Source organism: Rhodococcus sp. H29-C3 (assembly GCF_030063405.1).
Lineage (GTDB): Bacteria > Actinomycetota > Actinomycetes > Mycobacteriales > Mycobacteriaceae > Rhodococcoides.
This window is the reverse complement of sequence record NZ_JASITC010000002.1, coordinates 526544-540199: the sequence shown is the minus strand read 5'-3', so window position 1 is coordinate 540199 and position 13656 is coordinate 526544. Positions and strand designations below refer to the sequence as shown.

Sequence of the window (13656 nt, the reverse complement as noted above, 5' to 3'; positions counted from 1 at the left end):
TCGAGAAAGCCGGAGAGCTGAATAATGCTGTATAGCAACATCATTCGCGTCCTTCCGGTCTTCGATAGCGAACTTACGTCACAGTGACATAACTACCGTGGGTGTTTGTACCTGAGATTTCGCCGCTACTTTTTCTTCTGACTCTCCATCATGTCGACAATCCTTTCGAGGTCGTCGACCGAGCCGAATTCGACGACGATCTTGCCTTTTCTCTTACCCAAGCTCACTGTCACGCGGGTATCGAACGAATCCGAGAGTCGATTGGCGACATCCTGAAGGCCCGGCATTTGAATCGGTTTGCGGCGAGGAGCGGGATTAGGACTGATGTCGTCGTTGCGATTCGCCAACGTAACTGCTTCTTCTGTTGCACGAACCGACAGGCCCTCGGCAACAATTCGCGCAGCCAAGGACTCCTGCGCATCCGAACCCGCATCCAACGACAGGAGAGCGCGCGCGTGGCCGGCGGACAAAACCCCGGCTGCAACTCGTCGTTGAACGGGAATCGGCAGCTTCAACAGTCGAATCATGTTGGTCACAACAGGACGTGAGCGACCGATTTTCGCCGCCAACTCTTCATGGGTGACGTCGAATTCCTCGAGCAACTGCTGATATGCGGCAGCCTCCTCGAGGGGATTGAGCTGAACTCGATGGATGTTCTCGAGCAACGCGTCACGCAACATTGCGTCATCATTTGTTTCACGAACGATTGCAGGAATCGACTCGAGGCCCGCTTCTTGGCTCGCGCGCCAGCGGCGTTCGCCCATCACCAGTTCGTATCGACCATCGGCCACCGGTCGCACTACGATCGGCTGCATCAAGCCGAACTCGCGGATCGAGTGGATGAGTTCGGTCAAAGCTTCCTCGTCGAACACCGACCGCGGCTGCTTGGCATTGGGTTGAATCAGCTTCGGATCGATCTCCCGATACACCGCGCCGGCGGGGGAGAGGTCCTCTTCGCCACTCCGAACGGGTGGCGTCGGAGTCGGTGCGGATGCCTCACGCGCTGCCTTCTCTGCTGCGTTCCGACTGATCTTTCCGTCCGCCGCAGTACCGATCACTACATCTGCGGCTGCACTCCCGAGTCGCGGACCGGCCTCGGGCCCTGTGGGAATGAGAGCAGCTAGTCCGCGTCCCAGTCCACCCTTGCGTGCTTGACTCATATCCCTAGTGCTCCTGAGTTCCATCGGTTGTCGCAAAGGACGACCGTGCTGCGAGTTCACGACCGGCATCCAAGTAGCTCATCGCGCCACGGGAACCTGGGTCGTAATCCAATACCGTCATTCCATAACCGGGCGCCTCCGAGACCTTGACGCTGCGCGGAATCACCGCGCGAAGCACTGCATCGCCAAAGTGCTTTCGTACTTCCTCCGCAACCTGGTCTGCGAGCTTTGTTCGGCCGTCGTACATCGTGAGGATGACTGTCGAAACATGCAGTTGGGGATTGAGATGGGCCTGTACCAGTTCGATGTTTCGCAGGAGCTGGCCTACACCCTCGAGGGCGTAGTACTCGCACTGAATCGGGATCAGAACCTCGGTGGCGGCAACCATGGCGTTGACCGTGAGCAGTCCGAGAGACGGAGGGCAGTCGATCAATACGAAGTCTGCGTCGACGTCCGCGAGGTCCATCAGCGCAGTCTTGAGACGTCCTTCGCGGGCGACCATGGATACCAGTTCGATCTCCGCGCCGGCAAGGTCGATTGTGGCTGGAATGCAGAACAGACGCTCGCTGTGCGGGCTCTGCTGGATCGCTTCTCTGGCGGTCACTTCGCCTATGAGCACCTCGTAGCTCGACGGCACACCCGAGTGATGTTCGACGCCCAAAGCGGTGCTGGCGTTCCCCTGGGGGTCTAGATCGACCACCAGGACGGTCAGCCCCTGCAGTGCCAAAGCCGCAGCGAGATTCACCGCTGTCGTGGTCTTTCCGACCCCGCCCTTCTGATTTGCGATCGTCAGCATTCGGCGATGCGTTGGCTTCGGCAACGTCACGCTTTTGGGATGTAGAACCTGGCTTGCCCGCTGTGCGGCAGCACCGATCGGGGTGTCATTGGCGGAGATGCCGCTGAATGCATCGAACCCAGATCCCCCCTTCGACTTGGAAGCGGGTTGTGCATCGTTCTTCGCGGTGCTTGTTTCACGTGAAACAGCAGGATCAAATCCACCCGACATAGGTGCTCCTTATTGCGGAACTGGTTTTTTTGCTTACGAACGAGCAGGAATGAAACAAGCGCACATCATGTGCGGAGGGAGCGCCGAGGTGCTCTTTCGGCTCGAATTACGATTGTCGGTGTCGGCAATATATCGACACCGCACTTCACAACCTCTAGCTTGCCAGCACCCATGCGAGTAAGGGAAGCCCGATCGCGTTCTATCTCTTCTTCGGCGCTCGTTCCCTTCAGCGCAAGCATCCGACCACGCTCGTGAATGAGCGGCAGCGACCACTTGGCGAGCTTCTCCAGAGGGGCAACAGCTCTCGAGGTGACGACGTCGGCGCCTCCGGCTTCCTTCTTCACTCCGGGCTGTTCTGCGCGCCCTCGCACCACAAGAACGTTCAGCTCGTGCTTCTCGATGAACTCAGCCAGGTACACCGTTCGACGAAGGAGCGGCTCGATGAGAGTGATGTGTAAATCCGGGCGGGCAATCGCCAGAGGTATTCCCGGCAATCCAGCACCGCTCCCGACATCCACCACCCGCTCACCCTCGTCGATCAACTCACCGACGACTGCGCAATTGAGCAAGTGCCGCTCCCACAACCGAGGAACCTCGCGCGGACCTATCAGCCCGCGCTCGACTCCCGCAGTTGCAAGAGATTCGTAATATTGCTGTGCCAAATTCAGGCGCGGACCAAACACGCGTTCTGCGGTTGCCATCAATCGATCGTCATCCAACGCTTCTGGTTCCACGTGAAACATTCTCTCGCTTCCGAGCACCGTTCGCCAAACCATCGGCGCATTCCATAGCCGTGTCGCGTGACGAGTCGTCCTCGTGCCCAAGAAAATACCGTCGAACGCCCAAGGTCCGGCGGTTTCATGTGAAGCGGAGGCGGGATCGGCGTCGTCCTACACCCGCCTTGGCCGAGCTGATGTCAATTGACGCCACGCTCGCACCTCGTTTCAGCGCTCGTCGAATGGACCACGACACCATTACGCGAAGCACATGGGAGCCTGGCCGCCCTTGCGCGGAAACTGCGGCAACCTACCCCATGCCCAACCCTCCGCGTCCCCGCCATTGCTTCAGGTGCACATCACCGGACTCGACATCGGTATCAGAGTGTCAGCGGACTTGGCCGTCGCCTGGAACATCGGGGCTCATCCGACCGTCCTAGTCCACAGCGTGGCGTCACCATGGTGGACAGTGAGAACGACTCATCCGGTCTATCCCGTCGGAACCGAAAGTTTCACGTGAAACAGTGGCGGTCGGCAGGCACCGCGCGGAGACAAAAGTACAGACCTACAGCTCGCACATGTCAGATCAGGCTCGTCTCACGGACCTGACGACAGTCAGCCGGCGGTCATCGAACTTGACAGGGGAGCGGACTCAGTTCGGAGTTCGCCGAGCTACCGGTGGGGACGCCACTGTCCCCCGCACAGTAAGGGCGGTGCATTTTGCGGGCGCGGGCGACACTTCACACGACTCCGAAAATATCTGTCACAGCCAGGCAGCGCACTCGAGGAAGGACGCTCCTGTGTACCGGTGGACTTACTTCGCGACGCCCCCTTCAGAGAGGCAGCAAACTCGAATTATCCAATGGCCCCTGGACCACACCGACATCGGCGCCGCGGTTCGGTCTAGGGCAGCATGGGTTTGGAGAGCACGGATTCGGCGCGGCGCGGGTTCGAGGGGACAGCTCGGCTCGAGGGGACAGCTCGGGATCGGGTTGGGAACCGCTCGGGGAATTTACTCTCCGTGTTGGGGTTCGAACCTCCTGTAGGGGGTTCGAATCCCAACAGGCCGAGCATTTGAGCAGAGATGAATTGTCCACGATGAAACCCGCACGTTCACCCAAGTGAAGCAGTCGAGTCGACGCCGAAACCTGGATAGATTCTGCGGCGCGATCGTCTCGAACGGAACACGCACTCTTCGTAGCGAACCCCGGCTAATGGACTAAGCGGACGACGGGGTGTGCGGAACATGTCGCCCGGCCCTCACGGTATTCGGGCGTTGGCATCTTCCCTCGACAGAGCTTCGCTGAATTATCAGACGAAGTCCTTCTGCCGAGCGCGCATCACCAACACTCGCGCCAACGGTCGCGGGACCTGTCGCGCTCCCCAGACAGGGGACGTCGATCGTCCGGTGCTGGAGACTGTGCGCGACTCGGCAGTTGCTCGAACCCCCGAGTGGCGAGGCGCCCGATAGTCGGGGAGGCTACGCCCGAAACACACTAGATTCGGCCGCACCCCTCGAGGGGTCGGGTCGGGTACCACAGAGCGCCCCAATGATTCCGCGCTCAGCACCGATTCCGCGCTCAGCACCCGCGCCCGCCAAAACACCCGACGAAAGATTCCGTCATCGCCGGCCACCCACGAACACTCCCCGTCAGACGGATGGACACCCGCACCTACTAGAACAACGACCTCGAGCCCGAACACCCAACGCCTCACTGACCCCGCCCGGTGGCAAGGCTACAAGGCCCGCCACATAAGACAGAACATCAGTGGCAATCAACTTCACCACTCGTCCTGCGAGAGGCCGACTCGAAAATGACATCAGCGTGGAGTCCTCCCGACAGACAAGTCACCCCCGACGAATGACGACATCGTGGCGATCCCCTTCGAAGCCCAAATACCCCCGGACAACCAAGGCGCGTCCGGCAGATAGTGCTACCGACGCGCTCACCTAAGTCGTCGACGCGCACCAAACGGGCACCGTCGCACGTTTCATCTGCGACATAGCGTCCCCGGTCACTCTTAGCAGGAAGGTAGTTTCGGCGGCAAGCGCATCACCGTTCTAGGCGAAAGTGGGCCTCACTGATACGGCCCCCGATTCGACGTGACCTTTGTTCCGCGCCGAAACTGGCCAGCTCAAAAGTCGGACGGCATCGACGGTCGAGGAATCACGTGCCGATGAGGGTCCACCGAACTATCGATCCAATCGGCAACCTCCTCGAGGGGATTGGTCGAATTTCGTTGGCCGTGTCATCTCGAGTTGCTTCAGGATGACTGCTCGCGCATCAAAGCGAAGCACATAGATCGGACTAGCCAATACCGAGCGGCTCTGATGATCGCAGTCTCAACTCGACCGGTCCCATTCGGTGTTTCACGTGAAACACCCATTCCCAAGTTCTTGAATAGTCCGCCCGGGGGAGGAGCGACGCCGAGGGGTAGACGACAAGGCCGCTCATCGATAGCAGTCCTCTGCATGCACCCATGGTCGAAACGTCCAAGCACAGCACCGAGCGCGACGTGACGCTGGAGGACAACCCGCGCGGCGGATCGACTACCCGTCACCGAGAGGTTTCACGTGAAACATGAGCCGCCGACGGATGCGCTACTGATCGAGCATGCGGACCCAAACGGACAGCCAGTGGCTAACGCGCTCCACCGGTCCGCCTCGGACGAACCCACAACCACAGTCGAGAAAGACGAGTGCACGTAAGCCGGGACAGCCCGCCGAGTCTGAACACAATTGAATTCACCAAGTACCGGCCGGATTGCTCATCAACCTGAACCGAGTACACCGGCCGGTGCGAGGGAACAGGCGTACAGGCACCGACACAGTCTGCGGCAGATCTTCCACGGCACTCGACGAGCGAAATCCTCGACCGCGTGGGTTCATCATTTCGATACCGACGTGAATCAGCCCACGATGATTGGTTGTCTCAACTGTGACAAATCGTCGGCCCACTGATGCCGTCCCATCATGTGCGTCGAGCTGACTGCCACCACGGCGAGGCACACCTTCTGGAGCAGTACACCGATCGGATCGAACCGCCCACTCTTGAACCCGACTCCCTCGAGCGCTAACCATCAATGTCCAACCGAAATTCTCGTCGACTCGCACATCTTCTCGGACACCGAACCCGTGACCGAAGGCTTCAGCGACTCACTGACTCCGCCCGACGAGAGTGTCGGAGAGGCATGCCACATAGGACGGCACATAGGGCGCAACCAACCCCACCCTTCGTCGCTCGATTCAGGTGCAGGTGCAGGTGCAGCAGGTGCAGACTATCCTCTACACCCAACGAAACTGGCAGATCCCCAATAGTCTGACCACCGCGATCTAGAACGACGTTCTGCTTCAAGTCAGTCGATGTGCTGTACGCGGTTCGTACCTATTGCCGGCAGGGGAGGTAAGCCTGCGTAACTCCTCTACGTGATCTGTAAATGCTTGTCGACCTGCGCGTCTCAACGCTAACCATGTGCGAGTTCGGGAATCGACAATTCCTTTCCGGATTGTCACGTAGCCTGCCTGTTCGTGAACTTTGATGTGCTTACTCAGCACCGAGTCGCTGACAGCGACCGAGTCGCGTACCAACCCGAACTCGACTTCATCGGCTTCGGCGAGAATCGAGCAGGTTCGTAGGCGCGTGGGGACATGAATGATGTCGTTGAACACGGTCACCGCCCATCCCGAAGTGCCCGTTCGAGGCGCTTGTCCAGAAACGTTCCGATGCCGACCGTCCACGCGAACGCCGCCAAAGCTGTCAACGCTATCGCCCCCGGCCGAGGAGACAGAACCAACGCGGTCACCGCTACGGACACCAACACACCGAAGTAGATCGCCACAATAGTGGTGTTCCGCGGGTGGGAGAACGCATCGATTCTCACTTGGAACTTCGGTCGCGGAATCGACGGCAGAACCGCCAGCACCAGCACCGTCACGGCGATCACGCTCGTCGCCAACGGGGCATGCTTCGACAGTGCGATTCCGGAGACGAGGGCGGCACTGGCGAAACCGAGCGTTGGATAGAGCCAGAACGGGGATCGAGTGTGCGACGCCAGCGGTCTTTTGGCATCGGCAACCGATTCCAGAGCGGCACGTGCTTCTGACGGGAAAATTCTGGGCGTCTTTCCACCTGGGAAACTTCAGTCTTGCCACAATGGAAAGTTCACTGTCGTGCGTCTCCCGTTATCTATTGATGGTCCTTGAAACAGACGGCTGCGGTCGTCAGACCTCGCATGACTTCTTGTCCCTTCGTCAAGAATCGAGGGGTGGTGTTGCCGGGTGTGGTGGAGCGTCGATGGACTGCTAGCGATAGGTCCGCTGATCGTGAACAGGTCTCTTCATAACGGCAACAAGACTCTGAAAATCGATGGCCCCGTTCACTGGGGACACGCCAGAACGATCCCACCGATCATCCACATTCGGCCGTACAGCCCGTGTATCCGGCCCGCTTGCTCTCCCCACAAACAGCGCAACGACGACCGACGGCCCATGCAGCGAGGAGGGCGATTCACTTTGTCGGTCCACGGCTCACTGAGCGCAATCACCTGGTGTCCACCAGACGAAGGCGAATCGACCTTCGATATTGCAATGCGTCCTGCTCGCTTCCCAGGGGACACAAAGAGTGAGCGTGTCTCGCACCGATCAGTTCTTGATCCACCAGGAGGAAAGGCACTGGAGACCTCCGAAATTCGATTCACGAGCGCTCACCTGAGAACCGACTACTTCTGCGCAGTAACAGCCCAGCAGATTCAGCAGAATCAGCGCTGCACTAGGTATCGCAGGGGGGCGCGCTCCTCAAGCACTTCGACATCTCTCGGTAAATCATGGATATGGAGAACGCCTGATGTTGTGGCCCAAATTTTCGCGGAGATCGCAGGCGGGTATCCACGCGAAAGCAATCGATTGAGAGACACTTGTTCAGCCAGTGACGCAGCGCGGCTTGGCGAATGACTGCTTTCCACAGCCTGGAACGTCTCAGTTCTACTATCCGGCACTATCCAAACCGGCTGTAGCACGCGCGTCACAAATGGACCGGACAAGTCTCGAGATCCTGCAGAAAAAGCATGCCTCTCCAAAGGCGAAGCCAGGCCCGGGAATGACGACCGAAAGGAGAATATTCCGAGGCCGACCTCACCTCGTGTTCGGACGCCAACGATCATGGTTTCACGTGAAACATCAAGAGGAGACTGCACCGAGTGGGTCCGTCACAGTGACGTTTCGACCGCATACCTTGTTTCACGTGAAACAGGACCTACCGAACTAATAACAGCGCTGTAGTTCACGTCGACTCAGCCTTGTTCAAGGAACGAAAAGGCCCCCGACCGAAGCCTGGGGGCCTTTTCAGTTCATCAGTTCAAGACTTGACGACAACTACTCGTCGTGACGGTTCGACACCGGTACTTTCACTCTCGACGCCGTCGACCTTGGCCACCGCGTCGTGCACGATCTTCCGTTCGAACGGAGTCATCGGGTCCAGCTCTTCACGCTCGCCGCTTTCGAGGACTCGCTTCGAGGCCTCGATACCCAAGGCGCTCAGTACGCTCCGGCGGTTAGCCCGCCAGCCCGCTACGTCGAGCATCAACTTGCTTCGCTCGCCCGTCGATTGCTGGACAGCAAGTCGAGTCAGTTCTTGCAGGGCATCGAGAATCTCACCCTTTCGTCCGACGAGCTTCGTCAGGTCATCTCCGCCATCGATGCTGACGATTGCGCGATCACCTTCGACATCGAGATCGATATCTCCATCGAAATCGAGCACATCGAGGAGCTGTTCGAGATAATCGCCGGCAATCTCGCCCTCCTCGACCAGATAGTCTTCGGAATCCTCGTCGTCCGAATCCGTGTCTTCGTCGGCCACGGTGTCGACAGACGTCACCTTGGACGCTTCGCCCTCAGTCGGATCCGTTTCTGAATCGACTGCCACAATTTCACTACCCTCCCCAGCGCTCACTGCTTCGTCGGGGTTGGTCACTTCGTCAGTATCTGCAGACATGTGCTTGGTGTCCTTGTCTTCGATGCGTCTCAGCGTCGCTTGCGCTTGGCTTTACTACGGTTCGCCTGAGATTTCGGCTGGGTGGGCTTCTGTGGCTGTGAGCCGTCGGATGCAGTCGAACTAGCAGAAGATACTTCATCCGATGTGGTGACCCCATCGGAAGCGTCGAGAGTCGCGGGCGGGAGCTTCGAGAGCTTGGGCCGTGCACCAGGCTTCGGCTTGGCCGGCGGCTTCACGCCAGGCTTCGGCGCGTTCTCGGTTCTCTTCTCGATGGACTGCTGTTTCTTCTCAGCTTCTTCTTTGTCGATTTTCGCGAACACGATGTGCTGCTGGGCGTAGGTCCAGCCGTTGTTGGAGACCCAGTACAGCAGGATGGCGATCGGGAGGAAGGGTCCACCGACGAGAACACCCAGGGGGAACACGTACAAAGCAAGCTTGTTCATGATCGCGGACTGCGGATTGGCCGCAGCCGCTGCGCTTTGTCGGGCAACCGAGGCGCGCGAGTTGAAGTGCGTTGCGATGCTGGCGATGATCATCAGCGGCACCGCAACAGCGACGATCGTCCAGATCGACGGGATCCCCAAACCGAGCTCGGGGTTCGCGAAGGCGTCCAGCTGTGCCTTCGGCATCGTGATCCAGGCCGAGATCGGGGCGCCGAAGAGTCGGGCGTCCAGGAAAGAGTTCACATCGGCGACATCGAAGGCGTAGTTCGGAATCGTACGGTTGTCCGCTGGATCAAGGCCCAGCTGACCGACCCCAGTACCCGTACGGTTGAACGAGCGCAGAACGTGGAACAAGCCGATGAACACGGGTGCCTGTGCAAGGACCGGCAAGCAACCCATGATGGGGTTGAATCCGTGTTCTTTTTGGAGCTTCTGCATCTCCACGGCCAAGCGCTGCTTGTCTTTGCCGTATTTCTTCTGCAAAGCCTTGATCTGAGGCTGCAGTTCCTGCATCTGACGCGTGGTACGAACCTGCTTGACGAACGGCTTGTACAGAATCAATCGCAAAGTGAACACGAGGAACACTACGGACAAGGCCCATGCAAAGCCGTTGTCCGCTCCGAGGACGGCACCGAACACCTTGTGCCATACCCAGAGGATCCAGGAGACCGGATAATAGATGAAATCCAGCACGGCTCTATGTACTCCTCTGTTCGTCCACTCTCGCGAGATCGTGGCTTTCTTCGGTCGAAGTCTGCTTGTGTACCCGCCATGACCCGTGATCAGGCACCGGGTCCCAGCCTCCAGAGTGCCAGGGCGCGCACTTCAGTAGCCGCGCTATAGCTAGCAAAGTTCCTTTGACGGCCCCGTGAGTCTTCAACGCTTCGACTGCATACTCACTGCACGTGGGGGAGAAACGGCAGGTGGGGAGTCTGAGCGGAGACACATAGGTCCGGTAGAGCTCGATACAGAAGATCAAAATCCGCGCAGGGAACGACCGGACGAGGCGTATGAATTTCATGAGCGTGCATCTCTAACCGCTCCGAGGTATCCCAGCTTCTTCAACCCGGAACGAACCTGTCGTTGCAGATCTTTCGAGGACAGGTTCGCAGAGCCAGGCAGTGCGCGAATAACGACGTCGCAAGTCTCGGGTACTTCCAGGAGAATCTCCGAACAGATATGCCGAAGCCGGCGCGCAACTCGATGACGAGTTACCGCCGGCCCGACAGCTTTGCTCACGATCAATCCGAATCTAGGTTCGCCGACACCAACACAACTTGCATCGTCACGCGCGTAGGCGTGGACGACCAAGTCGTGTCTACCCATTCGGCGGCCTTGACGCACCGCGCGGGTGAAATCAGCGCTTCGGTGCAGTCTATGCGGCTCAGGTAACACCCCGAGCTCCGTAAACTCAGACGAACATGGATTAGGCGGTTAGTTCCTTGCGGCCCTTGCCGCGACGTGCCGCCACGATTGCACGACCTGCACGCGTACGCATACGAAGACGGAAGCCGTGAACACGCGCGCGGCGTCGGTTGTTCGGCTGGAACGTCCGCTTGCCCTTGGCCACGGTCAACACTCCTCGAAAATCAAAGACGCTTACTCTGAAGCGTCCGAAACGGTGGTAGCGAGTTCGGTCGAACTCGTTTACACCCCAACAGCGAGAAATCCGAGTGAACACAGACTGTGAGCAGCCAGCAAGCATCGGCCACCTCGCCTTGGGTGACTGTTCGACAGTACTGATCGACTTAGCGGTGGTCAAACCCGTCCGATCCTACGACCCTGCATCACATCTGTGTAATTCATCCCCAGGCCTGGGGAGCAAGGGGTGTTGATAACCACTCTCGCCGCTGTTCCCGGTCGAGTCTTCGGCGGAAACCTGTAACTCGAGAAATTCGCGTTCACCAAAAGCACTGGTCAAGACACTGCGCATGACAGTTTCAGGAGAATTTCGCCGATCGGGGTGACACCGATGTCGTTCATCCACACCTGTGGATAATTGTGTGGAAACACGAACCAATGGCATATTCGTACACGGCACGTCCGTACCCGATACGTTGCACTTCCGGCTGTGGTTCCCCGATGAACTCGTGATCGACGACGACGATATCGGACTTCGATGCGGTGCGAGCGTGAAACAACAGCGTCTTTCGAAGGCACTGTCCGCGGCACGTGCTGTCGACGACATGCACGTTCGCTTCAATCGCACGTCCGAATGGGGAGGCACCGTGAACGAGGATCCGGATGCGCTGGCGCGTATCTGGCCAGAGGTAGTCACGGAATTGACGTCCGACCGGCACAGTGGTCAACCTCTGACCAAAGGGCAAAAGGCATGGCTCGCTCTCGTCGAACCCCTTACCCTGACTCAGGGCTTCGCACTGCTGGCGGTCCCTTCGTCTTTCGCGCAGGAAGCGATAGAGCGCGACTTGCGTGAACCGATACTGAACGCACTCGGCCGTCACCTCGGCCAGGGCGTCGAAGGCCTCGGGGTGCGAATTTCAGCGCCCGAGGAAGAGAAACACGAACCTGAGCAACCGAGGTATTCGGAGGCAGCGAGCACTCCGACTTACCGCAGACGCTTCCTCACCAGCACCGATGACGATCCGTCCGACTCGGAAACTGCAGACTACGAGGAAGTGGACGACGAGCGGGAAGCACTGGCGAGTGTGCAGAACTCGTGGCCTACCTACTTCACCAAGCCGCCGGCAACCACATCGACGACGTCGGGGGCACAAAGCCTCAACTCGAAGTACACCTTCGATACTTTCGTCATCGGCGCATCGAATCGATTTGCCCACGCAGCGGCAGTCGCCATCGCGGAAGCACCTGCTCGCGCATACAACCCTCTATTCATCTGGGGAGCGTCCGGGCTAGGGAAGACGCACTTGCTCCACGCTGCCGGCCACTATGCGCAACGTCTCTTCCCAGGCATGCGCGTGAAGTACGTCTCGACCGAGGAATTCACCAACGATTTCATCAACAGTCTTCGTGACGACCGAAAGGTGGCGTTCAAACGCCGATACCGGGAGACGGACGTACTCCTCGTCGACGACATTCAGTTCATCGAGGGTAAAGAAGGTATTCAGGAAGAGTTTTTCCACACCTTCAACACCTTGCACAACGCGAACAAGCAGATCGTCGTTTCCTCCGATCGCCCGCCGAAACAGCTTGCAACCCTCGAGGAGCGTCTACGCACTCGGTTCGAGTGGGGCCTGATCACGGACGTTCAACCTCCGGAACTCGAGACTCGCATCGCCATCCTCAGCAAAAAAGCTCGGATGGATCGTCTCGATGTTCCGCACGATGTCCTCGAGTTGATCGCCAGTCGGATCGAGCGCAATATTCGTGAACTCGAAGGCGCGTTGATCCGTGTGACGGCATTCGCGTCGCTGAACGGTCAGGCGCTGGACCTCACTCTGGCAGAGGTAGTACTTCGCGACTTGATGCCCGACTCTTCGAGCCTCGAGATCAACGCCGCGACGATCATGGCTGTCACTGCGGAGTACTTCGACACCTCGATCGACGATCTCTGTGGACCCGGTAAGGCGCGTGCGCTTGCGATGGCCAGGCAGATTGCTATGTATCTCTGCCGTGAGCTCACCGACTTGTCACTGCCCAAGATCGGCCAGACGTTCGGCCGCGATCACACAACGGTCATGTACGCAGATAAAAAGATTCGCAAAGAGATGACCGAGCGACGCAAGGTGTACGACCAGGTCCAAGAGCTGACCGCTCGAGTGAAGCAGCGGTCCAAGCGCTGACGCGTAGCCCACTTCGTCGCTGAGCGGGTTCTCTTCCACTTTCCTCGCGGCTACCCACGCCGGCACGGTTGAGTGCGCTCCACATCACTCAACCGTGCCCCTCGAGCGACGTCCGCCACTCTCCGTAAGAAATTTTTGGTCGATTTTCGGTGCCTGGATGCCCAAAAAACCGTACTTTCAGGACTCCGTTCGAATGATTCACACCTGTGGATAACCGTGTGGATAACTGGCTGTATCTGGGGATGGTTTGTGAGAGCCTGTGAACCGATGTAATTCGTCCACAGGCTGTTGGCACGCCACCGGTGATTGGTCCCGAATTCATCCCCACGACACCACGCTTGGCGACCAGGGTCTACACACCTCGGTGCACAGATTCCACAGGACCTATTAATACTAAGAATTTCTCTTGAAAAGACCTTCTTCTAAAACAGGTGTTGGGGAACGATTCGTTCACAGGCCCCACCCGACAGCCGTGGGCCTACGTCGTCGACCCCGTCGTTCGGCTTTCAAGTTGGTCGGGAAGGGCATACGGTGTGCTTCTGCTCGGTTGTGTCAGACTCTTCGATGCACCGGTCATGAG

Annotated in this window: 12 protein-coding genes; 2 read left to right on the top strand and 10 right to left on the bottom strand. The window is 58.6% G+C overall.

All coding sequences use genetic code 11. From position 1 onward, the window contains the following. Positions 1 to 125: 125 nt before the first annotated feature. The 3 genes from QMK32_RS06590 to rsmG all read right to left on the bottom strand — a co-directional run bounded on the left by QMK32_RS06590 (position 126) and on the right by rsmG (position 2909). The gene (locus QMK32_RS06590) at positions 126 to 1160 is read right to left on the bottom strand and encodes a ParB/RepB/Spo0J family partition protein (RefSeq protein ID WP_269301990.1); all 1035 of its coding nucleotides are present in this window, start codon (positions 1158 to 1160) and stop codon (positions 126 to 128) included. Positions 1161 to 1164: 4 nt separating this feature from the next. Further along, positions 1165 to 2166: a ParA family protein gene (locus tag QMK32_RS06585; RefSeq protein WP_269301989.1), complete on the bottom strand. Its 1002-nt coding sequence runs from the start codon at positions 2164 to 2166 to the stop codon at positions 1165 to 1167. Positions 2167 to 2231: 65 nt separating this feature from the next. After that, on the bottom strand, positions 2232 to 2909 hold the full coding sequence (gene rsmG / locus QMK32_RS06580) for a 16S rRNA (guanine(527)-N(7))-methyltransferase RsmG (RefSeq protein ID WP_283473997.1): 678 nt from the start codon (positions 2907 to 2909) through the stop codon (positions 2232 to 2234). A gap of 244 nt (positions 2910 to 3153) precedes the next feature. Here rsmG and QMK32_RS06575 point away from each other — a divergent pair, with 244 nt between their 5' ends. Continuing rightward, positions 3154 to 3402 carry a hypothetical protein gene (locus QMK32_RS06575; protein ID WP_283473808.1) on the top strand — a complete coding sequence of 83 codons (249 nt, stop codon included), beginning with the start codon at positions 3154 to 3156 and terminating at the stop codon, positions 3400 to 3402. A 2832-nt stretch (positions 3403 to 6234) separates the two neighbouring features. Here QMK32_RS06575 and QMK32_RS25340 read toward each other — a convergent pair. The 7 genes from QMK32_RS25340 to rpmH form a co-directional block, all read right to left on the bottom strand. Then, positions 6235 to 6552, bottom strand: a complete 318-nt coding sequence (locus QMK32_RS25340; RefSeq protein WP_502943548.1) for a transcriptional regulator — start codon at positions 6550 to 6552, stop codon at positions 6235 to 6237. Between the two features lie 2 nt (positions 6553 to 6554). Beyond that, positions 6555 to 6839 (bottom strand): hypothetical protein, encoded by a 285-nt coding sequence (locus QMK32_RS06570; protein WP_283473807.1) that lies wholly within the window; start codon positions 6837 to 6839, stop codon positions 6555 to 6557. A 1397-nt stretch (positions 6840 to 8236) separates the two neighbouring features. Further along, complete coding sequence (locus QMK32_RS06565; protein WP_283473805.1) at positions 8237 to 8872, bottom strand: Jag family protein; 636 nt, start codon at positions 8870 to 8872, stop codon at positions 8237 to 8239. A 29-nt stretch (positions 8873 to 8901) separates the two neighbouring features. Then, positions 8902 to 10008, bottom strand: coding sequence for a membrane protein insertase YidC (yidC, locus tag QMK32_RS06560; RefSeq protein ID WP_283473803.1), 1107 nt, complete (start codon positions 10006 to 10008; stop codon positions 8902 to 8904). 4 nt (positions 10009 to 10012) lie between these two features. After that, positions 10013 to 10336 carry a membrane protein insertion efficiency factor YidD gene (yidD, locus tag QMK32_RS06555; RefSeq protein ID WP_283473802.1) on the bottom strand — a complete coding sequence of 108 codons (324 nt, stop codon included), beginning with the start codon at positions 10334 to 10336 and terminating at the stop codon, positions 10013 to 10015. Beyond that, positions 10333 to 10710 carry a ribonuclease P protein component gene (gene rnpA / locus QMK32_RS06550; protein WP_283473800.1) on the bottom strand — a complete coding sequence of 126 codons (378 nt, stop codon included), beginning with the start codon at positions 10708 to 10710 and terminating at the stop codon, positions 10333 to 10335. The genes yidD and rnpA overlap by 4 nt, the downstream gene beginning before the upstream one ends. Positions 10711 to 10741: 31 nt before the next feature. After that, positions 10742 to 10885, bottom strand: a complete 144-nt coding sequence (rpmH, locus tag QMK32_RS06545; protein WP_269301981.1) for a 50S ribosomal protein L34 — start codon at positions 10883 to 10885, stop codon at positions 10742 to 10744. Between the two features lie 658 nt (positions 10886 to 11543). Between rpmH and dnaA the strand changes: the two genes are divergently transcribed. Further along, complete coding sequence (gene dnaA, locus QMK32_RS06540; protein WP_269302817.1) at positions 11544 to 13076, top strand: chromosomal replication initiator protein DnaA; 1533 nt, start codon at positions 11544 to 11546, stop codon at positions 13074 to 13076. The last annotated feature ends 580 nt before the right edge of the window (positions 13077 to 13656 follow it).

Bases quoted from the DNA above. Each gene is read 5' to 3' on its own strand.
- QMK32_RS06590 (WP_269301990.1), bottom strand. From the start codon at position 1,160: ATGAGTCAAGCACGCAAGGGTGGACTGGGACGCGGACTAGCTGCTCTC.
- QMK32_RS06575 (WP_283473808.1), top strand. From the start codon at position 3,154: ATGGGAGCCTGGCCGCCCTTGCGCGGAAACTGCGGCAACCTACCCCAT.
- QMK32_RS06585 (WP_269301989.1), bottom strand. From the start codon at position 2,166: ATGTCGGGTGGATTTGATCCTGCTGTTTCACGTGAAACAAGCACCGCG.
- rsmG (WP_283473997.1), bottom strand. From the start codon at position 2,909: ATGTTTCACGTGGAACCAGAAGCGTTGGATGACGATCGATTGATGGCA.
- QMK32_RS06565 (WP_283473805.1), bottom strand. From the start codon at position 8,872: ATGTCTGCAGATACTGACGAAGTGACCAACCCCGACGAAGCAGTGAGC.
- yidD (WP_283473802.1), bottom strand. From the start codon at position 10,336: ATGAAATTCATACGCCTCGTCCGGTCGTTCCCTGCGCGGATTTTGATC.